This is a genomic window from Agrobacterium sp. ST15.13.013, assembly GCF_027956525.1.
GTDB lineage: Bacteria > Pseudomonadota > Alphaproteobacteria > Rhizobiales > Rhizobiaceae > Agrobacterium > Agrobacterium salinitolerans.
In genome coordinates this window covers 18,529-44,108 of the sequence record NZ_JAQKGP010000004.1, presented here as the reverse complement: position 1 = coordinate 44,108, position 25,580 = coordinate 18,529, and the positions used below count along the sequence as shown (strand labels likewise).

At 59.0% G+C, this 25,580-nt stretch carries 22 protein-coding genes; 9 read left to right on the top strand and 13 right to left on the bottom strand.

The window, feature by feature from the left end:
- The first annotated feature begins 68 nt into the window (after positions 1-68).
- Together PL597_RS05540 and PL597_RS05535 are read left to right on the top strand one after the other, a co-directional pair.
- Complete coding sequence (locus PL597_RS05540) at positions 69-1,109, top strand: AraC family transcriptional regulator (RefSeq protein WP_142913776.1); 1,041 nt, start codon at positions 69-71, stop codon at positions 1,107-1,109.
- Between the two features lie 462 nt (positions 1,110-1,571).
- Positions 1,572-1,817, top strand: coding sequence for a transcriptional regulator (locus PL597_RS05535; RefSeq protein ID WP_077984540.1), 246 nt, complete (start codon positions 1,572-1,574; stop codon positions 1,815-1,817).
- Positions 1,818-2,033: 216 nt separating this feature from the next.
- On the opposite strand, the gene PL597_RS05530 is transcribed toward PL597_RS05535, so the two are convergent.
- The 8 genes from PL597_RS05530 to PL597_RS05495 form a co-directional block, all read right to left on the bottom strand.
- Positions 2,034-3,023, bottom strand: coding sequence for an Ldh family oxidoreductase (locus PL597_RS05530; protein WP_271364728.1), 990 nt, complete (start codon positions 3,021-3,023; stop codon positions 2,034-2,036).
- Between the two features lie 123 nt (positions 3,024-3,146).
- Entirely contained in the window at positions 3,147-4,073 is a 927-nt protein-coding gene (locus PL597_RS05525; RefSeq protein WP_271364727.1) for a TonB family protein, read from the bottom strand.
- A complete protein-coding gene (exbD, locus tag PL597_RS05520; RefSeq protein ID WP_137409572.1) occupies positions 4,070-4,546 on the bottom strand; it encodes a TonB system transport protein ExbD in 477 nt (158 codons plus the stop codon). The genes PL597_RS05525 and exbD overlap by 4 nt, the downstream gene beginning before the upstream one ends.
- 6 nt (positions 4,547-4,552) lie before the next feature.
- On the bottom strand, positions 4,553-5,749 hold the full coding sequence (gene exbB / locus PL597_RS05515) for a tonB-system energizer ExbB (protein WP_271364726.1): 1,197 nt from the start codon (positions 5,747-5,749) through the stop codon (positions 4,553-4,555).
- Positions 5,750-5,941: 192 nt separating this feature from the next.
- Complete coding sequence (hutC, locus tag PL597_RS05510; RefSeq protein WP_271364725.1) at positions 5,942-6,679, bottom strand: histidine utilization repressor; 738 nt, start codon at positions 6,677-6,679, stop codon at positions 5,942-5,944.
- Positions 6,680-6,706: 27 nt separating this feature from the next.
- Positions 6,707-7,492, bottom strand: a complete 786-nt coding sequence (locus PL597_RS05505; protein WP_142913779.1) for an ABC transporter ATP-binding protein — start codon at positions 7,490-7,492, stop codon at positions 6,707-6,709.
- Positions 7,492-8,265, bottom strand: coding sequence for an ABC transporter permease (locus PL597_RS05500; RefSeq protein ID WP_142913780.1), 774 nt, complete (start codon positions 8,263-8,265; stop codon positions 7,492-7,494). The genes PL597_RS05505 and PL597_RS05500 overlap by 1 nt, the downstream gene beginning before the upstream one ends.
- A gap of 138 nt (positions 8,266-8,403) precedes the next feature.
- Positions 8,404-9,345 carry an ABC transporter substrate-binding protein gene (locus PL597_RS05495; protein WP_162520586.1) on the bottom strand — a complete coding sequence of 314 codons (942 nt, stop codon included), beginning with the start codon at positions 9,343-9,345 and terminating at the stop codon, positions 8,404-8,406.
- A 206-nt stretch (positions 9,346-9,551) separates the two neighbouring features.
- Between PL597_RS05495 and PL597_RS05490 the strand changes: the two genes are divergently transcribed.
- Positions 9,552-10,262, top strand: coding sequence for a YoaK family protein (locus PL597_RS05490; protein WP_271364724.1), 711 nt, complete (start codon positions 9,552-9,554; stop codon positions 10,260-10,262).
- A 12-nt stretch (positions 10,263-10,274) separates the two neighbouring features.
- Here the strand turns inward: PL597_RS05490 and PL597_RS05485 are convergent, their stop codons facing one another.
- On the bottom strand, positions 10,275-10,793 hold the full coding sequence (locus PL597_RS05485; protein WP_137409568.1) for a hypothetical protein: 519 nt from the start codon (positions 10,791-10,793) through the stop codon (positions 10,275-10,277).
- A gap of 77 nt (positions 10,794-10,870) precedes the next feature.
- On the opposite strand from PL597_RS05485, the gene PL597_RS05480 reads away from it, so the two are divergent.
- Entirely contained in the window at positions 10,871-11,509 is a 639-nt protein-coding gene (locus tag PL597_RS05480) for a trimeric intracellular cation channel family protein (RefSeq protein WP_077984550.1), read from the top strand.
- A 75-nt stretch (positions 11,510-11,584) separates the two neighbouring features.
- Here PL597_RS05480 and irrA read toward each other — a convergent pair whose 3' ends face one another.
- A complete protein-coding gene (gene irrA / locus PL597_RS05475; RefSeq protein ID WP_003507276.1) occupies positions 11,585-12,004 on the bottom strand; it encodes an iron response transcriptional regulator IrrA in 420 nt (139 codons plus the stop codon).
- A gap of 317 nt (positions 12,005-12,321) precedes the next feature.
- Here irrA and fabA point away from each other — a divergent pair, with 317 nt between their 5' ends.
- The 5 genes from fabA (at position 12,322) to PL597_RS05450 (ending at position 16,316) form a co-directional block, all read left to right on the top strand.
- Complete coding sequence (gene fabA, locus PL597_RS05470; RefSeq protein ID WP_077984552.1) at positions 12,322-12,837, top strand: 3-hydroxyacyl-[acyl-carrier-protein] dehydratase FabA; 516 nt, start codon at positions 12,322-12,324, stop codon at positions 12,835-12,837.
- Between the two features lie 76 nt (positions 12,838-12,913).
- Positions 12,914-14,137 (top strand): beta-ketoacyl-ACP synthase I, encoded by a 1,224-nt coding sequence (gene fabB, locus PL597_RS05465; protein ID WP_077984553.1) that lies wholly within the window; start codon positions 12,914-12,916, stop codon positions 14,135-14,137.
- 6 nt (positions 14,138-14,143) lie between these two features.
- On the top strand, positions 14,144-14,950 hold the full coding sequence (gene fabI, locus PL597_RS05460; protein WP_142913783.1) for an enoyl-ACP reductase FabI: 807 nt from the start codon (positions 14,144-14,146) through the stop codon (positions 14,948-14,950).
- A gap of 182 nt (positions 14,951-15,132) precedes the next feature.
- Positions 15,133-15,726, top strand: a complete 594-nt coding sequence (locus PL597_RS05455) for a TadE/TadG family type IV pilus assembly protein (protein ID WP_077984555.1) — start codon at positions 15,133-15,135, stop codon at positions 15,724-15,726.
- Positions 15,723-16,316, top strand: a complete 594-nt coding sequence (locus PL597_RS05450) for a TadE/TadG family type IV pilus assembly protein (RefSeq protein ID WP_137409565.1) — start codon at positions 15,723-15,725, stop codon at positions 16,314-16,316. The genes PL597_RS05455 and PL597_RS05450 overlap by 4 nt, the downstream gene beginning before the upstream one ends.
- 39 nt (positions 16,317-16,355) lie before the next feature.
- Here the strand turns inward: PL597_RS05450 and PL597_RS05445 are convergent, their stop codons facing one another.
- The 3 genes from PL597_RS05445 to PL597_RS05435 form a co-directional block, all read right to left on the bottom strand.
- Positions 16,356-18,125: a sulfite reductase subunit alpha gene (locus tag PL597_RS05445; protein WP_333781940.1), complete on the bottom strand. Its 1,770-nt coding sequence runs from the start codon at positions 18,123-18,125 to the stop codon at positions 16,356-16,358.
- A complete protein-coding gene (locus tag PL597_RS05440) occupies positions 18,122-23,623 on the bottom strand; it encodes a glutamate synthase-related protein (protein ID WP_271364722.1) in 5,502 nt (1,833 codons plus the stop codon). The genes PL597_RS05445 and PL597_RS05440 overlap by 4 nt, the downstream gene beginning before the upstream one ends.
- A gap of 405 nt (positions 23,624-24,028) precedes the next feature.
- Positions 24,029-25,357 (bottom strand): MFS transporter, encoded by a 1,329-nt coding sequence (locus PL597_RS05435; RefSeq protein ID WP_077984559.1) that lies wholly within the window; start codon positions 25,355-25,357, stop codon positions 24,029-24,031.
- Positions 25,358-25,580 lie beyond the last annotated feature (223 nt).

Here is a 25,580-nt window from a genome sequence, read left to right as displayed (position 1 = left end):
TCGACAAACGCTCTCTCAAAGCTTACCATCAGGCGACAATTTCCAAACATGGTACGCCAAGGCGAGGGATGCCTGAAAAGAGGGTCAGTGACGAGATAACTGTGGTGGCCGGTCTGGCTGCCGGCGTCAGCAATTATGCCCGGTCCCGGGGCATCGATATCGTGCCGATATGTGCGGCTTTGGACATTGATCCAGCCACATTCAGCAGCCTGACGGAACGCATCAGCCTCGATAGATTTTCCCGCCTGCTCGAAACCTGCGCACTGATTTCCGGCGACGACGCCTTCGGTCTGCAATGCGCCTCCACCTTTCCGGCGGGTGCATCCGGCGCGTTCGGATATGGGCTGATCAGCGCACCGACGGTACGGGCGTTCCTGCGTTTTCTTCAGGACCATGTTTATTACGCCACCAACAACAGCAATTTCACCATGGTAACGGATGCCACGCAGGTAACCCTGTCATGGTCTTTCGCGCCGGTTATCGCCAAACGCGATCAATATGTGGATTTGTCCCTTGCCGTCCTGGTGCAGCGTCTGCGTGATATTCTCGGAGACCGTATCAACCAGATAGAGATCGGTCTGGAGCGGCCGAAACCGAATAATATTCAGCTATTTAAAGAAAGAATGACCAGGCGCGTCAGTTTTTCCCAGCCGATCCATACCATGCGTCTTCCGATATCGCTTCTCGATGTGGTCAATCCGGCTGCGGATGAGCGGCTGTTCGAGTTGATGAACCTGCAATGCCGCATGTTGCGACCGGAAACATCGGCGGATGCGACCCATTTCATTGATCAGGTAAAGCGGTACATGCAGATGCGCCTCTCGGATACCGAGCTTTCACTCGGTGAGATCGCTCCTTATTTCAACCTGTCGGAACGCAGTTTTCAACGGCGGCTCGCAGAGCTCGGCACCAATCTCAACGAGATAAAGGACGCCATTCGCAAAAATGCCGGTTTCAAGCTTCTCGTGGAAAGCGATCTTCCTGTCTCCGACATTAGTTACAGGCTCGGTTATTCGACACCCGGTGCGTTTTCGCGTTCCGTCTCCCGCTGGTTCGGGGCGACACCGACGGATATTCGCAAGAAACACGCGCATCATTCCGCCGGATAATACATGTTGACGGCATCAATATTTCGCAATGACGCATTAAGTTTAAGAAATATTTCGGCGACCATCGCAATATGTGCCGAAACATAACAGTAAAACGGAAAACTTGGCGCGCGATGTTATTCTATCGGTGAGGCATATCACCTATTAGAGCGCCGCATATCCCCAAGGCGTGACGAAAACATTCCAGGGCCTTGAAGCTGCATTTTCCGCAAGATCGATTTTGTCTCTGGCGATATCGGTGTCGCAGTTCCTCTCAATGCTCAGAATAGAGCGTCCGCGCCGGGATCGGCTGGCTGGGAAGCCAGCTTTTATTGCGTAATTCCCAATGCCGGATGAAACCTATTGGCGAATTTAGCGTTTCTGTTCGCGTGTAGACAGAGCGGTAAACGAGCTGGTTTCGGGGAATGAATCATTGCCTGATCGTGCGCCGGAAAGGCCAATCTATTTTAAGGCTGAAAGAAAATGTCTTCAAATACACCGCATGAACATCGCCAAACGCGTGAAATTATCCTTTCGGAGCGTGAGCGGCATTATCTGGGTCTGGTCGCGAGGGGCAAGCATCCCTCCCATGTCGCCTTGATGACGGGTGCTGACGAGGCGGACGTAAAGGATACTCTTGAGCGCGTGCGACACAGGCTGGGTGCGGCCAATCTGCTGAACGCCGTCAGCATCGCATTGCTGCGCGGCCTGATCGAGCAAGAGGCATAGTCGCCGTTTATATTCAAGCTTACGCGAAACGTCTCCTTCCGTAAGCTGAAAACCGAATGAGCAGCTTTCTGCGTCAAAATCCTTCCATATCAGTGGCGGGATGGCGGACCAAAGCGGACCGGACATGATGCCCGGCCCTATCGACGCGAATGTAAAGCAGCCATGTACGGTTTGCCCGGCGGGTCATATTCGACCCGCCGGGTTTTTATCATCACATCAGAGCGATTGAATTTCGGCCAGAATATCGCTTTCGATCACGATGCCGCTTTCCAGTGCCTGTTTGCGAATCCCCTGACTGCGGCGGCCGGGCAGACGCACATTTTCCTGCTTTTCTATCTCGCCGGCGATAAGCGCCAACCGCTCGGTAAAGGTCGCGCCGCCTGACGATACCGGGTCTATGGCGATGATCGTGTGGCCAAGAGAGGGTGGCGCTCCCTTGTCGTCCAGAAGCGAAGAAGCCTGGAATGCGAAGTTCCCGCCGGTAATCGCGGCGGCCATGATCTCCACCATCAATGCCAGCGCAGCGCCCTTGGCCTCGCCCGCGGGCACCATGGTTCCCTCTATTGCCTCTTCGGGATCGGTCGTCGGCCGGCCGTTTCGGTCGAGCGCCCAGTCGCCGGGTATCGTTTCACCCTTCTGGCGGGCGGCCATGATCTTCCCGCGAGCGACCTTGGAGAGCGCGAGATCGATGACCAGCGGATCGGCGCCGCTGACGGGCGTGGCGAAGGCGATAGGATTGGTTCCATAAAGCGGTTTGTTGCCGCCCCAGGGCGCCATGGATGCCGGCGCGTTGGCGAACATGAGTGCAACAAGGCCCATTTCGGCGATCCGCTCGACGGTCAGCGCCATAACGCCTGCATGATGGGAGCGGTGGATTGCGGCAAGCGCAATGCCCTGCTGCCGGGCCATTTCAGGCAATTCCTCGAGAGCGCAATCGATCGCCGGATAGGCATAACCGTGGTTGGCGTCAACCGAGAGTACGCCCGGCTTCACGCGGGTCGCTGCCGGACGCGCCTCGCCATCGACCTTTCCAACCCGCGCCTGCCGGACATAAACGGGGATACGGCGAAAACCGTGACCACCTTGACCGGCCGCCTCGGAGGCGACGAGTGCCTTTGCCACCGAACGGGCGTTTTGCGGCAGAACGCCGTTGCGGTCAAAGATAGAGGATACGAGATCCTCCGCCTCTGCGATTGAGAATTTCATTCCGGAATGCCTCTGCTCGTAAAGTCTCCAAGACCTACACCATCGAAAACATTCGCGAAATGTTATTCGCGCGCAAACCGCGCCGTACGCACGGAATAACGGGTGCGCCCCAAGCGGGACGGCCTAGCGGATGCTGATCGGCAGTGTGATCGTTTTGTTTGCGTCCGGAGGTGGAGCAGGCACAGGTGATGCGCTCTGAATCCATGCCGCAATCTGCTGGTCGATAGAGGAATCTCCCGTAGACTGCACAACGCTGACACCGCTGATGGCGCCAGCATCGTTGACCCGGAAGCGAACCGTCGCGGTCATAGCATCACTACGCAGAGACCGGGGCTTGCGCCGTTGAATATGCGAGCGGACCTTCGACCCCCATTTCGCCGGTGAGGCGGACGATGACGAGAAGAAGCCGGCGTTGCTGCGCGATGCCGCCGTCCGGTCGGACTGCTGCGCTTCAGCTTTTGCCGTTTCGCGAAAGTCCGAGGCCTGCTGCCGTTTGGGACGCTGGCGCTCGATCTTCTTTTTCTCTTCCGGCTCTTTCTTTTCCACCTTCTTTTCAACAGGTGGCGGCGGAGGACGCATGACGGGCAGAGGAACCTCGATATTGTCGAGTTCCGCCATCATCTGCTCCTGAACGGGATCGACCGGCTCGACGGGTTCGGGAATTTCCTGCGGTTCGACGATCTCCTCGACGGGCGGTTCGGGCAACTGCACCGGCTCTGGCGGCGGCTTTTCCGCAACCGGCTCCGGTGGCGGCGGCTCTTCCGGAGCGGCTTCCTCCACCGGTTCGATGCTATCGCTCTTTACCTCTTCGGCGTCTTCGACATCCTGCGCCTGCGTCGTTTCTTCGGTGTGGACGGCTTCCGGTATCGCCGCCATTTCGATCATGATTGCGGCAGGCGGTGGCCCACCGGCATCCACCTCCTCGGGCTCCTGCATCAGATAATAGGCAAAACCGGCGTGAACGCCCAGCATGAGCAGCGCCGCGGCGGACCACAGCGTCACTTCCCCGAGACGGGAATGGCGGGCCTGCGGGTAGCCGTTTTCACTCATGGCGCGGTTCCCGGCGCTGCGGGTTGGCCAACAGTAGCGGGCTGCGATGCGGCAGCCGCGTTTTCCAGCCCTACAAGGGCGATCTTCAGATAGCCGGCATCTCTCAGCAGGTTCATGATTTCCATGAAGTGACCGTAGTCGACGGCCTTGTCGGCCCGCAGAAAGATGCGCGTATCCTTCTTGCCGCCCGTCTGCCGGTCGATGGCGGCGGCCAATTCTTCGCGGGCAACCGCATCATTTCCCAGATTGAGCGACAGATCGTCCTTGACGGTCAGATAAAGCGGCTCTTCCGGGCGCTCCGCCGGTTTGGCAGTGGATGCCGGCAGATCGACATTCACATCGACGGTGGCGAGCGGCGCCGCCACCATGAAGATGATGAGCAGAACCAGCATCACGTCAATAAAGGGCGTGACATTGATCTCGTGGTTTTCGGAGAGATCGTCTCCGCTATTTTCGCGAATACCGCCAGCCATGGCCGATCACCGTCCAACCAGCGATACTGCGGGCTTGCTGGCGCTGCCCGGCGGAATGCGGCGGAAATCGAGGTCGCGGCTGACAAGGCGCTCCACGCCGGCTGCGGCATCCGCCAGCAGGTGGCGGTAACCGGTGATCGAGCGGGCGAAGACATTGTAGATGACGACAGCCGGAATAGCGGCGACAAGGCCGATGGCGGTGGCGAGCAGCGCTTCGGCAATGCCCGGCGCGACGACGGCAAGATTGGTCGTCTGCGATTCCGAAATGCTGATGAAGGAGTTCATGATGCCCCAGACGGTGCCGAACAGACCGACGAAGGGAGCAGTGGAACCGATGGTCGCCAGAACACCCGTCCCGCGCGACATGCGGCGGCCCGCATGGGTTTCGATACGCGAGAGCGCCGAAGAGACACGTTCCTTGATACCGCCGCCATCAGTATGGTCGACCACCGCATCGGAAAGCTGCATTTCATGGGTTGCCATGCGCAGCATCAAGGCTGCCGGACCGCCCTTCTTTTCAACCGCTTCGGTGGCCTCAGTCAGAGTTTTTGCCTTGCGAATGACCTTGAGCGTCGAGCCGGCGCGCACCCGAGCACCCGCAAGCTCGATAGACTTCGCGACCCAGACCGTCCAGGTGACCAGCGATGCGAAGGCAAGACCGATCATGACACCCTTCACGACCCAGTCGGCCGCCATAAACATGCCCCAGGGAGAAAGGTTGTGCGGGATATCCGCTCGATGTTCAGCGCTCGCGGGTTCGGTGCCGAGAGGCTCTATCGGGGTCGCGGCTTCATTCGGCGCGGTCGTCTGGCCCGTCTGTGCGGGTTGCTCGGTTTGCGCCGGCTGCGGCGCCAGGCCTTCGGCTCCCGGTGCGGTATTCGTCGCAGGCTGAGCGGGTGCAGACTGGACTGCTGCGCGCTGAGTTGACTGAGGCTGCGAGGGCGCGGTGGCAGCCGGCTGTCCCGGCGCCATCGCGGAAGGCTGGACTGGCGCGGCGGCCGGAGCGCTCGGCGTTACAGGAGTAGTCGGCTGAACCGCTTCTGTTTGCGGTGCGGGCTGTGCCTGGGTTTCCGGTGCCGTCTGAGCGAAAACCGCGCCGGCATTCAAGCCGGCCAGCAAGGTGACAGCCATGGCAAGGGAGATATGCCTAGTTGTGTTTGCCTTGTTGAAGGATGCGGAAGAAGTTGAGGTCTCAGCTGACATAATTTTATCCCGGATTTCCGTCGATGAACTCATCCGCAGATTGACCGGTTGTTGAAAACCGGGGCCTTGAACGGATGCCGTCGTGAAAGCTTGACGTTCCGATAATAAACCTGAGTTCCTTTGACAACTATTATATTGTCAAAAGACGACTCGTAAACTCTTCTTTACAAAAAATTGACCGATCGACGGCTTTCAGCTGTTCTGCGAGGGCGAAAACTGTGCGACGAGCGCATGGCGGTCACCAGGATAGGTGACACGGACGCGGGTGACATAATCCGCCCCATGCCACGTCCGTCGATCGATGACCAGACAGGCAGCACCGGAGGCAATACCAAGCGCCGCCGCATTTTTACGGTCGGCCGAAACAGCGCTGATGCGGTGTTCGGCAGCGCTCCAGGGCACCATTTTCAGCAACCACGTCCCCGGCCCGATCTGTGAAAAATCCGCAGCTTCCGCATCCGGAACGGCGGTAACATTGATGATGCGTTCCTCAAGGCAAAAGGGAACGCCGCTAGCGAAATGCGTGCAGGTGAGTTCCAGGATCTGGGCGTCGGCAGCAAGCGCCATGGCCGCACCGTCTTTTTCCCCCGCAGGACGCAGCCGTCGTTTGTCGAGATGGTAACTGTAGACGAGACCCAGCGCCTGCACCTCCCGTTCAATATCGTGGATTTCCAGAACGGCGGATTGCGCATGGGGTTGGCGAACGAAAGTGCCAAGCCGGCGGCGTCTTTCGATGAGTCCGCGCTGCACCAATTCACCGAGAGCCTTGTTCACCGTCATGCGTGAACAGGCATATTGCCTGGTCATCTCGTGTTCGAAGGGAATGCGATAACCCGGCGGCCATTCGCCCGACATGATGTGGCGCTCGACATCATTGCGGATGCGCTCATGCAACGATTTTTCTTGAAGATCGGCGCCAGCACTTCTCATCCCGATGCCTTTATCCTCCCCTTTCGCCTATCCATGGGCCGCAGCGGCAATCGCCTCACTGCGGATTTCCTCCGTAAGCTTCGCGCGCAGCTGCGAAAATTCCGGACTGGCCTTGATCGTGTAGTGACGCGGATGCGGCAGGTCGACCGGCGTGATCGACTTGATGCGACCCGGCCTTGCGGACATGGTCACCACACGCGACGCCATGAAGACCGCCTCTTCGATATCATGGGTGACGAAAATGACTGTCTTCTGCTCACGCTCCCATATGCCGAGCAGCAACTCCTGCATCAGACCGCGTGTCTGGTTGTCGAGAGCGCCGAAAGGCTCATCGAGCAGCAGAATTTTCGGGCCGTTCGCGAGCGCACGGGCAATGGCCGTTCTTTGCTGCATGCCGCCAGACAATTGTTTCGGCCAATGATTTTCGAAACCGCGCAGGCCGACCTTGTCGATATAGCTATCGACGATCTCCCATTTTTCCGTCTCGGCCACGCCGCGTTCGCGCAGGCCGAAGGCGACGTTTTCGCGGATCGTCAGCCAGGGAAACAGGGTGTAGGACTGGAACACCATGCCGCGATCCGCCCCCGGGCCCGTCACCGCCTTGCCGGACAGCAGGACTTCGCCGGTTGTCGGACGGTCGAGACCAGCGATGATGCGCAGCAAGGTGGATTTTCCGCATCCCGACGGGCCGAGGATGGTGACGAAATCATTGCGGGGGATTTCCAGATCGGTGGGCTGCAAGGCCAGTGTCGGCTGCCCGCCCTGCACGCCCGGAAAGGTGCGGCTGACGCCCTTGATAACGAGCTCGTTCATCAGGCAAGCCTCCAGGCGAAAAGCTTCCGGTTCAACGATTTGAACGCGAAATCCGAAATAAGACCGATAATGCCGATGACGATGATGCCGAAGATGATCTGCCCGGTCGCCATCAGCGCCTGGCTGTTGATGATCATATAACCGATGCCCGAGGAGGCGCCGATCAGTTCCGCGACAATGACATAGGTCCAGGCCCAGCCGAGAACGAGACGGAGGATTTCCGCGATATCGGGCGCATTGGCAGGAATGAGAACACGGCGAACAACACCCCGATCCTTCGCACCCAGCGTATAGGCGGCCTCCACCAGATCACGCCGCGTGCCGGCGACAGCCACGGCCACCATCAGGATGATCTGGAAAACCGCGCCAATGAAGATCACCAGCAGCTTCTGCATCTCGCCGATGCCGGCCCAGAGAATGAGGAGCGGCACGAAAGCGGAAGCAGGCAGATAGCGCGCGAAGGAGACGAAAGGTTCCAGTAGCGCCTCAATGGGCTTATAGGCCCCCATGGCGATGCCGACCGGCACCGCGACGACCGAGGCCAGCACAAAACCGCCCACCACGCGCCAGATCGTCATGCCTATATCACTGGCAAACCCCTGGTCGGTGAGGAGGTAGATGCCGTCCTTCAGCATGGTGATGGGGTCAGCCAGAAAGGTCGGCGATACGAAACCGCCCAGCGTGGCAAAGCCCCAGGCGAAAAAAAACAGCACGAAGAACAGGATGCCGAGAGCAATTCTCGTGCTGTTCCTGATGGGTTGAAGAGGTTGCATCTGTCGCCTGTCCGGAAAACCGGCGCGGCACCTTTGCCGCGCCATTAGAACGCCATGCGCGTTTCGTGACGCACAATCGACGCACTCACCTGTCTTTGGCTGCTATATTCCCTGCAGGGAATGCGGCCGCATTTTCTGTTACTTGATGAAGGACGTATCCGCGAGTGTCGAAAGATCGGGTTTCGACTTTATAACGCCGATTTCCAGCAGCAGATCCGCCGATTTTTCCGAGAATGTCTTGAATTCACCCTCGAAAAACTTCTGGTTGGCGGCCTTGTCCTGCCATTCGAGGAACTTTGCCGAAGCGGCAAAGGCCTCGCCGGTCTGCTTCACATCCGCCCCCATCGTCGCATAGGACTTTTCGGGATCGGCTTTGATGAGTTCGAGGGCCTGGAAATAGCTGTCCGCCAGGGCTTTCGCCGCCTGCGGATTGGCCTTCAAGAAATCCGGGGTGCAACCGAACGTATCCATGACGGCGGGATAATCCAGCGTCGTGGCAAGGATTTTACCCTTGTCAGGGGCGGCGCGGACAGTGGACAGATAGGGTTCGTAGGTCATGGCCGCGTCATTTTGACCGGCAACGAACGCCTGCGCGGCCGGCCCCGGTTCGAGGTTGACGACCTTGACGTCCTTCAGGGTGAGGCCGTTTTCCTTGAGGATCCAGGCAAGGAAGAAATAAGGCGAAGTGCCCGGCGCGGAAGCGGCAACCGTCTTGCCTTTCAGGTCTTCGACCTTTGCCACATCACTGCGCACGGCGATGCCATCGGCGCCATGCGATTTATCCATCTGGAAAATCTGGGTAGATTTCACGCCATTGGCGTTCCAGGCAATCCATGTTTCCACTGTGGTGGCTGCGCACTGGATGTCACCGGAAGCAAGAGCCAGATGGCGGCTCGCCTGCGGTATTTTCTTGATATCGACCTTGAGGCCATTCTTTTCGAAAATGCCGGCCTGTTTAGCGAGCGTCAGCGGCGCAAAACCGGTCCAGCCGGACATCCCGATCGTTACCGACGTCTCGGCATAGGCGGAAGCGGATGAAAAGAGCGCGGCGACTGTGGCGAGAACCCATGTTTTCTTCATGATCTGAACCCCTTTTGATTTATTTTTGTGCGATGTTGTTTTTCGCTTTATTTGAGGCATGGTAGGCAGGGATTTTGTATTTGTCTAGACAAAATAGAGGTTCCCGAGCGCCTCCAGAACGATTGCAAATGTACCGTCCGGCATTTTAGACATAGGATAACACGGTCCCACCCACAGGCCCGCCGTTTTTCCATATCGAGCTCTCCATGACCAGACAAAGACGCCGCAGTATCATCAGGGCAAGGCGAACCGGAACCGGAATTGCGCTGGTTGCCGCCATTTCCTTCATCGCGGGCATGACGGATGCGGTGGGCCTGCATATTTCAGGTGACTTCGTGTCGTTCATGACCGGTAACACCACGCGCGCCGCAGTCTCGATGGAGGCTGGCCTCTATTCCCATGCCGCAAAGCTGCTTTTCGCAATCGTTGCCTTCGTGGCGGGCAATGCCGGCGGCATCGTGGTGGCGCATAAGTTCGACCGGCGCATCTTCGCCGTTCTGATGGCGGTGGGATTGCTGGTAACAATTGCCGCGCTGCTCGGCGGCGCGACGTCCGCTCTTGCGCAGTTTTACCTCGTCGTTTTCGCCATGGGCATGGTCAACGCCGCCGTTGAGCACATTGAGGGACTGCCGATCGGGCTTACCTATGTGACCGGCGCGCTTTCCCGCTTCGGCCGCGGCATCGGCCGTTTTCTTCTCGGCGAGCGGAGCCTCGACTGGGGCATTCAGATCGTGCCATGGCTTGGCATGATATGCGGCGCGATCTGCGGCGCCGTTCTCGCCGCCACGCTGCAATCGAATGCCCTTTGGGTGGTTGCGGCCACGGTTTTCACCGTCGCCATCGCCACCTTCATCATTCCGCGCTCGCTTCGCCAGCGCTACAATCAAAGGGTCAAAATCCGGCGAATTACGCCCTGAAAATCGTCGTCGTCACTTTCGCGAGATGGTGACGAATTTCGTGCCGCGGACCCGCACCGTCATCAGGCAGGGTTCCTTGTCGGTACGCTCGCAATAACGCGGATGCATCTTCAGCACGAAAACCATGTTGCCGAACCGCTTGATGAAATCATAACCGTAAATCCGGGCCGTCGCGATCATCAGATAGCCGCCCTCTTTCACCTGGACATAGAAATTATAGGGGCATCCCTCGTCGTCGCAGGCGCGGCCTTTTTCGCCGTCGCAATCCAGGACGCCATGATTGACGACGGCATCCATCAGCCCGTCATTGTTGATATCCAGCCGTGTAACGAAATCGTCGCCGAAAGCCGCCACCCTGCACTCGTTGCGGAAATGATCCTTCTCGTAAATCTCCGGATCGTTCACCAGCTGCTGCTGCGCCGCGAGCGCCACCGGGAACATCAAGAGAACCAGCGCCTGAAGAGCGGCAACGAGAGCGATTCGCACGGCATTTTCCTTTGCATCCGTTTGAGTTATGGATGTTGCGATCATCCGGGCGGCCAGCCTAGAGTTTAGTGCTTGCGCGACACTGACGTGTTCGCTGCCCGTGTTCCGGGAGGAACCTTTTCATGACACTTCTCGGTTTTCTCGATTATGCCGGCGTCGCCGTGTTTGCCGCAACCGGCGCACTCGCCGCCTCGCGCAAACAGCTGGACCTGATCGGCTTCCTGTTTTTCGCAGCAGCAACCGGCATCGGCGGCGGTACGGTGCGCGATCTGGTACTGGGCAGAACGCCAGTATTCTGGGTGATAAACCCCACCTATATTCTCGTCTGCGTCTCGGTCGCGGTTCTGCTGTTCTTCACCGCGCATCTTTTCGAATCCCGTTATCGCGTACTGATCTGGCTCGATGCCCTCGGCCTGTCCGCCTATTGCGTCATGGGAGCAGCCAAAGGCCTTGCCGCGAGCGGCTCGGCAACCGTCGCCATCGTCACAGGCGTTCTGACGGCGACATTCGGAGGGGTGCTGCGCGATATTATGGCCGGGGAGCCTTCCGTTCTGTTGCGCCCGGAAATCTATATCACCTGCGCGCTTCTGGGTTCGTCCACCTTCATTATCGTCTATTTCTTCGGCGCACCGCTTTATGCCGCATCCGCCGCGGGTTTCCTGACAGCCTTATCCGTGCGCTCCGGTGCGTTGCTGTTCGGCTGGACTTTCCCACCCTATAAGGCCAAGCCCGGCAGACGGCCGGAAGACGTGATGAAGTGACCTGTCGAAAGAGACGCTGAAAACAGAAATGGCGCCCTTCGGCGCCATTTTCATATCCGTCATCAGATAGAAGCGTCAGCCGCGCTTGCGGCGAAGGCGGATCACCACGTCCACATGGGCGATTTCCATGCCCTCGGGCGCTTCCGGCAGATTGTCGATCTGAAGATTGTTGACGGGAATATCGAGAACCTCGTTCTCACCTTCCACGAAGAAGTGATGGTGATCCGAGACGTTAGTATCGAAGTAGGTGCGCGCACCTTCGACGGCCAGAACTCGGATCAGGCCGGCTTCGGTAAACTGGTGCAGCGTGTTGTAGACCGTGGCGAGAGAAACGGGCACGCCAGCGGTGACCGCCTCGTCATGCAGCTCCTCGACCGTCAGGTGGCGATCACCCTTTGCGAAGAGAAGATCGCCCAAAGCAACGCGCTGGCGCGTGGGCCGCAGCCCCGAGCGCCGCAGCCTCGTTCCGATATCCAATGTGGCGTCAAATGCCATGCCATCCCATTCCAAACAGGGGTATGAAACCCGTCAATTGCAATAGCATATATCTTTTGCAGGGATTGCTTTCAATAGTTTCAGCGCCGCTGCGTGTCGCAAATGGCTGCAAACCGGCCATTCCTGCAAATTTCCTCTGGTTCCAGCCGGATGGTTCCTGTATGCGGACGGCATATTGAGGTAATGACTTCGGCAAAGAAGGTTCTGAAGACAAAGAATGGGGGCGAAACCGCCTCTGCCCTTGCAGCGCTTCATTTTGAACCTAACTTGCTCTAGTGAAGTCGATCAACACCAGTGATTGGGGAAGTGAAAGCGGTATGGCAACGAGGCAATCAAGTTACAATTACGAGGAGATCCTGTCCTGCGGTCGCGGCGAATTGTTCGGCCCGGGAAATGCACAGCTCCCATTGCCCCCCATGCTCATGGTCCATCGCATCACCGAAATTTCCGAAACCGGTGGCGCGTTCGATAAAGGTTTCATCCGCGCCGAATACGATGTCAGCCCCGACGACTGGTATTTCCCCTGCCATTTCCAGGGCAACCCGATCATGCCGGGCTGCCTCGGCCTTGACGGCATGTGGCAGCTGACCGGCTTCTTCCTCGGCTGGCTTGGCGAAGAAGGCCGCGGCATGGCGCTTTCCACCGGCGAAGTGAAATTCAAGGGCATGGTTCGCCCTCACACCAAGCTCCTGCAATATGGTATTGATTTCAAGCGCGTGATGCGCGGCCGTCTGGTGCTTGGCACCGCCGATGGCTGGCTGAAGGCGGATGGTGAAACCATTTATCAGGCATCGGATCTGCGGGTCGGCCTGTCCAAGGAAAAGTCTGCCTGAGGCAGACGAAATAATCGAGACAAACGCCGGACGGCCTTAAGTCGCCCAGCCGAAATCTAAAGAAAAGGTCCCTTTGATGAGACGAGTTGTTGTCACCGGCCTCGGTATTGTTTCCTCCATCGGCGGTGATGCCGCTGAGGTCACCGCGTCGCTGCGCAATGCCAAATCCGGCATTTCTTTTTCGCCGGATTTTGCCGAACACGGTTTCAAGTGCCAGGTCTGGGGCAAGCCGTCTCTAGACCCCACCGATCTGGTCGATCGTCGCGCCATGCGCTTCCTGTCGCAAGGCGGCGCTTGGAACCACGTCGCCATGAAGCAGGCAATCGCCGATTCCGGTCTCGAGGAGAGCGACATCAGCGGCAATGAGCGCACCGGCATCATCATGGGTTCGGGCGGTCCTTCCACCCGCACCATCGTTGAGGCCGCCGATATCACGCTGAAGAACAACAGCCCGAAGCGCATCGGTCCCTTTGCCGTGCCGAAGGCCATGTCCTCCACCGCTTCGGCCACGCTCGCGACCTGGTTCAAGATCCACGGTGTCAACTACTCCATCTCTTCGGCCTGCTCCACCTCGGCGCACTGCATCGGCAACGCCGCCGAAATGATCCAGTGGGGCAAGCAGGACGTGATGTTCGCCGGCGGCCACGAGGATCTCGACTGGTCGATGTCGAACCTTTTCGACGCCATGGGCGCGATGTCGTCCAAATACAACGAAACACCCGACGTCGCCTCGCGCGCCTATGACGTCAACCGCGACGGCTTCGTCATCGCCGGCGGTGCGGGCGTTCTGGTTCTGGAAGAGCTGGAGCATGCGAAGGCACGCGGTGCAAAAATCTATGCCGAAATTGTCGGTTATGGCGCGACCTCGGACGGTTACGACATGGTTGCCCCGTCAGGCGAAGGTGCGATCCGCTGCATGCGGCAGGCGCTTGCCACCGTGAAGGGCGACATTGACTACATCAACACCCACGGCACCTCGACGCCGGTCGGCGACAGCAAGGAAATCGGCGCGATCCGCGAAGTTTTCGGCGACAAGATCCCCCACATCCAGTCGACCAAGTCTCTCACCGGCCATTCGCTTGGTGCGGCCGGCGTGCAGGAATCGATCTACGGCCTCTTGATGATGCAGGAACGCTTCATCGGCGAGAGCGCGCATATTTCCGAGCTCGATCCGGAATTTGCGGGCGTTCCGATCGTTCGCAACCGCATCGACAACGCCAAGATCGACACCATCCTTTCCAATTCCTTCGGCTTCGGCGGCACCAACGCCACGCTCGTCTTCCAGCGTCATAACGGATAATTGCCCATGAACGGCATCATGCAGGGTAAACGCGGCCTCATCATGGGCGTCGCAAATAATCATTCGATCGCCTGGGGTATCTCCAAGGCGCTTGCAGCACAGGGCGCGGAGCTGGCTTTCACCTATCAGGGGGAAGCGCTCGGCAAGCGTGTGAAACCGCTCGCCGCCGAACTCGGTTCCGATTTCATCGTGCCATGCGATGTCGAGGATATCGCCTCGGTCGACGCCTTGTTCGCGACCATCCGCGAAAAATGGGGCTCGCTGGATTTTATCGTCCATGCCATCGGCTTTTCCGACAAGAACGAGCTGAAAGGCCTCTACGCGGATACGACGCGCGAGAATTTCAGCCGCACCATGGTCATCTCCTGCTTCTCTTTCACGGAAATCGCCAAGCGCGCTGCTGAGTTGATGACCAATGGTGGCTCCATGCTGACGCTGACCTATAATGGTTCGCAGCGCGTCATTCCGAACTACAATGTCATGGGCGTCGCCAAGGCGGCTCTCGAGGCGTCCGTGCGTTATCTCGCCGCCGATTACGGCCCGCGCGATATCCGCGTCAACGCCATTTCGGCCGGCCCGGTCCGCACGCTGGCAGGTGCCGGCATCTCGGATGCACGCGCTATCTACGCGTGGAACCAGAAAAATGCACCGCTGCGGCGGACGGCTGACATCGACGATATCGGCGGGTCCGCACTTTATCTGCTGTCCAGCATGTCGCGCGGCGTGACCGGCGAATGTCATTACGTGGATTGCGGTTACAATATCACCTCGACACCCACGCTTGAGGTTCTCTCCAAGGCAGACGCGGAATAAGCCTACCTTTCGCAATCAATAAAGCCCGGCCCTGTGCCGGGCTTTTTATGCGCCGTATCGATTTTGGAAATCACTAAAGTATAGTTTATCGAAGTAACTGATTTTAAACATCGGGTGGTTATGGTCCGCAACAAATTCAACGGTTGCGCTCGCCGCATATTCTTAGAGATCGATATCGCCTCATGCGACTGGCCAGACTGAAGCCATTGCTGGAAAAATTGGGAGTCTCGCGCGACGGGACAGCGGCTATCGAATTCGCGATACTCGCAATACCCTATTTCCTCGTCGTCTTTGCGATCATCGAGACCTTCGTCGCCTTGATGGCGGAACAGGTCGTCGCCAACGCCACCGAGACCATGGCGCGGCGTTTGCGCACAGGGCAAATCAGCAGCTCGATTTCGAAAGAGGATTTCCGCAAGAGTTTCTGCGACGAAGTTTCAGTGATGATTACCTGCTCGGATGAGATCGATAAAGAACAGAAGCTCTATATCGACCTTCGCTCCTTTGCCGCCTTCAAGGATATTCCGACCACGATACCGCTGAAGGCCTATGGCGAATATTACGATCTCGATACCGCTCAATTCGGCTTCACGCCGGGCGGGCCGGAAACCATCAACATGTTGCGTGTCTATTATCGCTGGCGTGTCGTTGCCGATATCATCCGGCCATATCTCACAAAAATACGTCCGGCCGATGGATCAATGCCCTCACATTTCCTCATCGTCGCGACAAATGCGTTCATGAATGAGAAATACATCACAGGCGGGGGCTCATGATGGCAGGGCTGGTGTCCGTTGCGGCAAACGGCAAACGACGCCTGGTTGCGCTCGTTTCACGCTTTGCCAAAGATCGCCGTGGCGTGGGCGCGGTGGAGTTCGCGATCCTCTTTCCGATATTGCTTGCGCTTTATCTAACCTCTTTCGAATTAACGATCGGATACAATACCTACAAGCGGGCAAGCACCGCCGCAGCCTCCATCAATGATCTGATATCGAAAACAGGTTCCGTCGATAAGACCTATCTCACGGGCATGCAGGACGTCGCAGCCGCCGTGTTTGCGCCCTACAGCACCAAGGGTCTGCAGCTGAAGATCAGCGGCATCAAGATCGACGCGCAAAAACAGGCGAAAATCACCTGGTCCTGGGATGAGAAAAATCAGAGACCCTATGCGGTGGGTTCACCGGTCGCCGTTCCGACGCGCCTGCTGGTGGAAAACAGCTTTCTCATCCACGTCGAACTTTCCATACCGCATGAATTGTTGATGTTCATGCCCGACATTGCCTCGTCCGGAGTAAAGTCGATCACGATCGGGCGGGAGTATTTCTTCAAGCAGCGCGACGCCGAGACCGTCTGCACCAATTGCTGAACCAATCGGTGCGTCAAGGCGGTCCCGTCATGGCAATCGTCAGTAGACGTCGCGCAGATAACGTTTTTCGCGCTTCAGCCGGTTCACATACTCGCTTGCCGCCTCGGCGGAGATGCCGGCCTCTTCGCTGACGATGCCACGCAAGGCATCGTCGACATCCTTCGCCATACGGGTCGCGTCGCCACAGACATAGAAAAAAGCACCCTCTTCAAGCCATTGATAGAGCGCCTTACCGTTCTGCCGCATGCGGGTCTGGACATAGATCTTTTCCGCCTGATCTCGTGAAAAGGCGAGGTCGAGACGGGTCAGAACGCCATCGCGACTCATGTCGCCAAGCTCGTTTTCATAGATGAAATCCGACTGCCGGTGCTGATCACCGAAAAACAGCCAGTTTTTGCCCTTTGCGCCTCTGGCTTGCCGTTCCTGCAAAAATGCCCGGAATGGCGCGATGCCCGTGCCCGGCCCTACCATGATAACAGGCGCATCATTGTCCTGCGGCACACGAAACGCCTTGTTCGGCGAGACGAAAATCCCGGCACTCTGCCCGGCCTCCACGCGGTCGGCGAGATAGGTGGAGCACACGCCCCCACGCTCACGGCCCTCGGCGCGATAACGCACGCTGGCGATGGTCAGATGCACGCTGTTTTTTGCAACCAGCGGGCTGGAGGAGATGGAATAGGCGCGATGTTGCAGCGGCTTCAGGAATGTCACGAATTCAGCAACATCAAATAGCGGCTTTTCGGCGAGATTGATGAGGTCGAGAATATCCTTGCTCCAGAGAAAGGCGGCCAGTTGCTCCCTGTCTCCGTTTGCAAGAACATGGCTGAGTTCGTCATGCCCAGCCCGCTTGCCGATCTCGGCGACGAGTTCGCGCGAGGGCGTCGATATCTCGAACATGTTGAGAAGCGCATCGCCGACCGGACCGGCCAGCCCGGCGATTTGGCTGTCCGCAGCCGCTTCGAAGTGTTGCAGCAGCGCGCCGACCAGTTTCGGATCGTTCAGGGGCACGACGCCAAGAGCGTCACCCGCCTCATAGTCCAGACCGCTTTCGCCGAGGTCGAATTCGTAGTGGCGAATTTCCTTGGACGAGCCGGTACCGGACAGGCGACGATTGACGCTTACTTCAGCCGGATAGGGATTTTTGCGGCTCCAGCCCTGTTTTTCCCGCACGGGCGGCTCGGCGACATGGGGCATGGTGACAGATGCCGCATTGCCGCCATCGACAGCAACCGCGAGCGGCAGCGTCTCGCCGATCCATGCGGCGGCGGCGTCCTCAAAGTCGATATCGCAGTCGATACGCGTCTTCATACGCTTGCCACCGAGTTGTTCGAACCGCGTATCGATCAGCTTGCCCGCCTGGCAGAAGCCGTCATAGCCGGTATCGCCGAGCGCGAGGACGGCAAAATTCATCCCGTCCAGACGCGGCGCGCTGTCAGCGGTGAGCGCTTCCCAGAAAAGCTGAGCATTGTCAGGCATTTCACCTTCGCCATATGTCGAGGTGACGACAATGACGCGCTTCATGGCGCCGAGACCGTCCATCGAGACATCGTCCAACGCCGTCACCACCGGCTGCATGCCCTGCGCGCGGGCGGCGGCGGCGATATCCATCGCCAGCGCCTCAGCATTGCCGGTCTGGGTGCCGAAAAGAATATTCAGCATACTGGCCTTGGCATTCGGAGCGGCCGCAGCAAGAGATGTCTCCATGCCGATGGCTGCACGGGAATGGAGCCCCGCCAGAAAACCGGAAAGCCATGCGCGCTGATCACCGTTGAAGGGCGCGTCCTCGGGAATATAAGGTATCTTCATCATGCTGCCCTATGGCTGGATGCGGTGGCGAGGTCCGGAATGGCGCGGGCTGCGAAAAGCTCCTCGAAGCCCGGCAGACGGCCAATCTTCTCAATGTTTTTCCGGTTCTGCTGAATGATCCAGCCATAGGTGCCGGGGCTGTCCACCGACAAGGTGTTCCTGCGCGCCAGCGCCTGCTTGTAATCGTCGAGACGTTTGGCGGCGATCATCACCGCGAGCTGTTGATCGTTATGGTCTGAAAGCGCCTCGCGGGCATATTTCAGCAGCCGCTGCATCAGCGCATAGTCTTCCGTAAGAATGAGATTGCGCACGGCTTTTTCAATAGCCGGGTCGGAAGGACCCGGCGCCGTCGGCACCCGCTGGAGGGCGATGGCCTGCGCCATGCTCAACACCGTGTAGTTATTGAGAAGCGCATACATCTCCTCCGTATCCGTCTCGCCATAATCCGGCACCCTTCCGTTCAGGACGGCCTTGCGGTCGCGATAGGCGAGCTTGAACTTGCGCAGTTGATGGGCGGTAAGCGCGGATGCCAATTCCTCCAGCAGTTCCTTGCGGGGCTTCGCCTTCAGAATCTCGTCGCTATCCTGATAAAGCAGCAGGGCGCGTGGCATGCCATAGACGAAATTATGCTGTTCGCTTTCCCAGTTTTCCAGAAGCCATGCCGCCTTGGCCGAGCCGGTCTCCGCGACATGCCAGGCCAGAAGCTGGTGCACAGCCTGATGATGGATCGCGGCCTGCTCATCCTCACCGGTGATCGAGCCGAGCAGGATGGAATCATGGCTGATCTTCTTCGGCAGATCGCCATAGGGATCATATTGATAAACGAAACCGCCGCTCATGCCGTTGCCGAAACCCTTGCCGAAGCTGCCAAGGTTCAGCACCGCGCCGTTGGTCATATATTCGCAGGCGAAATCACCCACGCCTTCGACGACAGCGGTGGCACCGGAGTTACGCACTGCGAAACGGTCTCCCGCCTGCCCTTCCACGAAGGTGCGGCCGCCGGTGGCGCCGAACAACGCGAAATTGCCGACCAGCACATTACCGCCCGCCTCTTCGGATCCGCCGCCGGGTGAGCGCACGACGATGGTGCCGCCGCAGGCGCTTTTGCCGACACCGTCATTGCAGGTGCCGGTATGAACCATGACCATGCCGTCATTGCAGAAGGCGCCGAAGGACTGACCGGCCGAACCCGACGTCTCGATACGCACCGAACCCGCCTCCAGGAACCGGCGGCCACGGCTGTCCCGCTTCACGGCCGGAAGCGCATCCGCCTCTTCGTCGGAAAGTTCGTGGTTCAGCATGCGTTCAATATCGACGGCGAGCTGGCCGCCGACGCTCTTGTTGCAATTATTCAGGAAGCGATTGCCGCCCAGCTCGATTTTTTCCCGCTTGCTGTCCACCAGAGCCGAGCGCACGAGTTCGATGAAGGCATCGTCCAGCCCAAAATCCTTTTCCATATAGACAGGGCTGTCGATCTTCACCTCTTCGACCACGGCAAGCATTGCCCGGAGGTCAAGCTGGCCGACGCTTGCCGGGTGATCGAGGAGGTGGAGAAGATCGGAACGTCCGCGTGCTTCCCGCAGCGAGCGCAGCCCGAGTGCGGCCAGAATCTCACGCGTTTCATGGGCGATATTCATGAGATATTGCGCCAGCGCGCGCGGATCGCCGTTGAAAGCCTCCTGATTGGTGGTGAGACCGGCCGGGCACTTGATGTTGCAGTTCTTCGCCATGACGCATTTCAGCATCATCAGCGCCGTGGTGCCGAACTCGAAGCTGTCGCCGCCGAGTAACGCCGACTTCACCACGTCGCTGGCCGTCTGGTGTGCGCCGGAACAACGCAGCAGCACCTTGGAGCGCAGGCCGGTGGCGCAGAGCGCCTGGTGCACCTCGGCAATGCCGATTTCTGCCGCACGGCCGGTATATTTGAGGCTGGTGACGGCCGCCGCCCCCGTGCCGCCGGTATTGCCGGCGACATTGATGACATCGGCCCCCGCCTTGGCGACGCCGACCGCGATCGTGCCGATCCCTTCCGACGAGACCAGCTTGACGATGACGCGCACGCGCGCCGCCTTGGCGTCATGGATGAGCTGGGCCAGATCCTCGATGGAATAGGTATCGTGATGCGGCGGCGGCGAGACAAGCTCGACGCCCGGCGTGCCGCCACGCGCGGCGGCGATTTCCACCGTCACCTTGGGAGACGGCAACTGCCCGCCCTCGCCTGGCTTTGCGCCCTGACCGATCTTGATCTCGATCTCTTCCAGCATCGGATCGGCAAGATAACCGGCCCAGACGCCGAAGCGGCCGGAGGCGAACTGCTTGATGCGCGAGGCACGGATGGTGCCGTAACGGGAAATATGCTCGCCGCCCTCGCCCGAATTGGACATGCCGCCGACCATATTGGTGCCATGCGCCACCGCCTCATGGGCGGCTGCGACCAGCGCGCCGTGACTCATGGCGCCCGATGCCAGCGTCCTAGTGATCTCGCTCGCCTTTTGCACTGCCTCGAGCGCAATGCTGTCAGGTGCGGAGCGGATCAGCGACAGATAGGTGAAAGCTTCGCCCTTCGCCTGAACCAGAAGCGCGCCGCCCTCCAGCCAATGGCCGGCAATATCCTCACCGAAACGGTCGAGCAGCGACTGACCGAGTGCGGCAAGCCGGGCAAGCTCGTGACCGTGCGGTCCGGTCAATTGCAGCCGGAACGCACCTTCGCCTGCATTTTCGCAGAGCAATCCGCGCACCATGAAGCTGTTGTTGCCACGTCTGGAAAAGCGCCCCATTTCGCGGCGGAAGTCCTCGGCCGAACCGGCAAAGGTCACATCGGCCGGCAATTCAAGAACATCACGAAGGGCTGCCGGACGGCGTGCCCTTTCTTCCGCCATCATGCGTGCAAAGGCGCGGTAGCCGGGCGTCACCTCGAATGCGTCGATCGCCTCCGGGGTCAGCCGGTCAAAGCTGTTGTGATAATAGGCCGCATCGTTGAGACCGAAGGCATCTTCCAGCCGGTTAAGCGGCAGCAGACGCAAGGCGTCCTCATTTTCGGTTCCCTTGTCGAAACCGATCTTTTCCTCGGTCATATCCACGAAACCGCGTACCGCCGTCGTGCCATAGGAATGGCCAGCACCTTCCGCACGCTCCTTGAAGAGACCGAGCAGCGGAATGTCGTTTTCGTCCTTCACGGACAGCGCTTTGCGGTGCCAGTCCACGACTGCCTGCGCGATGACGGCGAAGTTGACGCCGCCGACCGGTGTCTTCACATTCGGGAAATAGCGCTTCAGCACCGCATCGCCGGTATCGAGGAAATTCGGCTCGAAGAACTCACCGCCGATGTAGCTTTCCGCCGTGCACAGGCCGACTTTGCCCATGGTCTTCATCAGCGACTTTTCAGCCGCCTTGGCGAAGCGCTTGAACGCCTTGTCAGCCTCGGCGCCGAATTTCTCCTCGGCGCGGAACTGCACGCCGAGTGGGTAGACAGCCGAAGCCCCGAAGCCAAGGCTTGCCGCGATGTGGTGCGAGGACGAAAACTGCCCGCTTTCAACAATCAGCGACACGCGCAGCCGTAAACCCTCCTCGATCAGCCGCTGGTTGATGGCGGAGACGACCATGATCATCGGCAGAGCTGCACGGCCCGCCGAAACATGCCGGTCGGTGATGATGGCGATGCCGCCTTCCTCCGCCGCGAAAGCCACAACTTCATCGCAGAGCCCGTCGATTGCCTGCCGTAGCGCGGCTTCGTTGGCCTCCGCAACATCCAAGACCGGCGAATAGAGCATTTCGAAACGGCGAAGAGGGGTCTCCGACTGCTCGCGGATGCGCAACATATCGAGATGGGTCAGGATCGGGGAGTGCACGACGATCTGGCGGGCCTTCTTCGCACCGCTGTTCGGCTTCGCACCGAGGGCGACACGCAACGTCATGCCATCGGCCTCACGAATACTGTCGAGCGGCGGATTGGTGACCTGCGCGAAACGCTGTGAAAAATACTTCGCGACGCCGCCTTCCTGATCGGACAGCGCGTTGATGGCATTGCCATATCCCATCGCCGAAATTTTTTCCGCGCCGGAGGCCAGCATCGGGTCCATCAGGAACTTGAAGCTTTCCTGATTATGCGAATAGGCGACATAACGCTGGTGCCGTTCCAGATCGCCATTGTAACGTAGTGGCGAGCCCTGCTTTTCAGCGGGCACTTCCGGCAGATCGTCCAGCAGGACACGGGCTTCGCGCAGCAGAGATGAATAATCGCGGCGTGAGGCGAGAAGCTCCAACGCCTCGACGGTGGAAAAGGCACGCCGCTCGGCGTGGTCGTAATAAAGCATGCCGCCCGCCTCGATACGACCGCGGCGGATGACGCTTTCCGCCGGAAAGGCGATCTGCCCCGCCTCCGACATGACGCAGAGATAATCTTCCGTCTCGACGGTGCGTAAAGGGCGCAGGCCGAGGCGATCGAGACGGGCGCCGATGATGTTGCCGTCGCCGAAGATCAGCGCGGCCGGACCGTCATTCTTCTCCTCATAGAGCGAGAAATATTCCAGCATCGCCTTGACTCCCGGCGAGAGAGTATCGTCGTTTTCCCACGCCGGCGGCATCATCGAGACCACGGCAGTGACGAGGTCTAGACCATCCTCCATCACCCGCGCCTGCAATGTCTGGTCCAGACGGCAGCTGTCCGACTGGCCCTTCGGCCTGACGATGCTGGCACTCTTCGCCAACGCCACGGCCGCTTCAGACAGCCGGTTCTTCTTGTCGGTGTTGAGCTCACCATTATGCGCCATCAGGCGAAAGGGCTGCGCCATGGAGGGATGCGGATCGGTATTGGTGGAAAACCGCGTGTGGAAATACATCGTATGCACTTCATGGAGCGGATCGGTGAGGTCGCAGAAATAAGGCATGACCTCGTGCGAGTTCAGACGCCCTTTGAGCACCTGCGTGCGCGCGCTGAGCGACAGTGGGTAAAGACCGGCGAGATCAGGCACGGTATAGGCCAGTGCTTCGATGGCGAGCAGCGCCTTGTGGATACGCCAGTCGAATTCGGCAGGGGTGCCGCATTCGGCCGGAGCCGAAAAGACCCATTGCCGGATCGGCAACTGGTAACGGATGGCGGCAGGGCGGATGGCCGCGTCATTCACCGGCACGTCGCGGACGATGAGAGTCGAAAACCCCTGCTGCTGCAGCGCGCTGCCGATAATGCCAACCGCCTGTTCATGGAAAGACGGGTTCTGCGGCAGGAAAAAATTGCCGACGCCAAACCGGCCGGCCTGCAAGGTATCGTTGCCCGTCAGCTTCTGGAAAAAGGAGAGCGACAGATCCATCGACACGCCCGCACCGTCACCGACTCCTTCCGCCGACATGCCGCCGCGATGCGGCACGGCACAGAGAGCCTCGTGGCCGCGCTTCAGCACCTCATGTGTCTGCACGCCGTCCTTGCGGGTGATGAAACCGACGCCACAGCTGCTTTTTTCAAAAGCCGCATCGTAAAGGCCGAATTTTTGCTCCGTCACGCTCAAGGCACTCTCCTCTCGTTGCGCGTTTCGCGCGGCATCGCCGTCTTTCCCGAAACCCGGCGCGTCAGCCGGCACTCTGCGGGCGGAGCCGCAGGCAACCTGGCTGCTCCTCTTCTTCTGCTTATCGGCGTTTAATGGCGCGAACGGTCGTTTTGCGGCCGACAAACGGCGTGGCGGCGTTGGCCGCTTTCTCGCAAATAATGATCGTCGTCGTTCGCATCGCGTTCCCTGATGGCCGGCTTTCCGGCGGTGAGGCACACTGAATTACGTCAGTATTACTTATATAATATTTCATGATCGACTGAGTCAAGATTAAAATCGACCTGGCGCAATAAAAAAACAAAAACGCCGCGAAATCCGACAGGATTCCACGGCGCGATGGGTGCAGGGATTTTTAAATTGCCCAGATCACTCCGATGGCATGTCCAGCGTGCGGCTGAACCAGAGGGCGATCAGCGTGCAGAGCGCACCCGACATCAGGTAAATGCCGACGGCGAAAAGACCGAATTTGGACGAAAATCCGAGCGCGACGAGCGGTGCGAAACCGGCGCCGATCAGCCAGGAAATATCCGAGGTGAGCGATGCGCCGGTATAGCGGTACTCACGGCTGAAGCGGGAAGCAAGCGCGCCGCCCGCCTGACCGAAGGACAGGCCAAGCAGAGAAAAGCCGATCAGGACGAAGAGATAGCGGCCAATATCGCCCGAACTCAGGAGAACGGGTGCCACGAGGCTGAAGAGCCCGATCAGCACGGCCGCAACAGCCAGAAGCTTCCGCCGGCCGATCCGGTCGGCCAGAATGCCCGAAACCACGATCATGCCGCCGGCGATGATGGCGCTGACGAATTGCACGAACAGGAAGTCCGACACACGCTGGCTGGTGTTGAGCGAAACCCAGCTCAGCGGAAAGACCGTGACGAGATGAAAGAGCGCAAAGCTCGCCAGCGGCACGAAGGCACCCGTGACCACCACCGGAAACTGTGAACGTAGCATCTTGAACATGGGGCGCGGTTCCAGCTCGTGCTGCTCCAGCATGGCCTGGAATTCCGGCGTCACGATCATGCGAAGGCGGGCAAAGAGCGCGAGAACATTCAGCGCTAGCGCCACGAAGAACGGGAAACGCCAGCCCCAGGCGAGGAATTCCGCATTGGAAAGCTGCGTCACGAAGACGATGAAGAAGGCGCTGGCGAGACCGAACCCCATGGCCGCACCGATCTGAGGCATCATGGCGTACCATCCGCGCTGCTTCTGCGGTGCATTCATGGCGAGCAGCGAGACGAGACCGTCCCATGCGCCGCCCAGACCAAGACCCTGGCCGATACGGAATACAGCCAGCATGACCGGCGCGAGCATGCCCGCTTCCGCATAGGACGGAAGAAAGCTGATCGCCATCGTGGAACCACAGAGCGTGAAGAGGGCAGCCATCAACTTAACGGCGCGCCCGAATTTTCGGTCTATCTGGAGGAAGATCAGCGAACCGATCGGCCTTGCGATAAAGGCCAATGAGAAAACCGCGAAGGAATAGAGCGTGGCCGTTAGCGGATCGACGAAGGAAAAGAAGACGTGGGGGAAAACGAGCGCGGAGGCGATGGCGTAGATGAAAAAGTCAAAAAACTCCGTCATTCTCGCGAGAATGACTGCAATCGTGATGCGATCCGGATCGACCTTGACGGGACCAGCCCCATGTCCGTTCGCTTCCGGCGCCTGCCCAAAGGATGGAGCAGCATTCGTATAACTCATAATATCCCTCCTGCGTCATGGACGAACCATTTCCTGTAACGCGCCGGCTCCTCATCCGTTGCGTTACGATGCGACGGATTGTCACACGCACCCTACGTAACGTCAATTGAAGTTTGGCAATAAAGGGTTGCCCAGTCAGCCGACCATGCGATAATGCACGGGCTCCGTCCTAAACGCAGCACTGCCCGAGACATGGTGCATCGCGAAGGTTTCGCTGCACCGC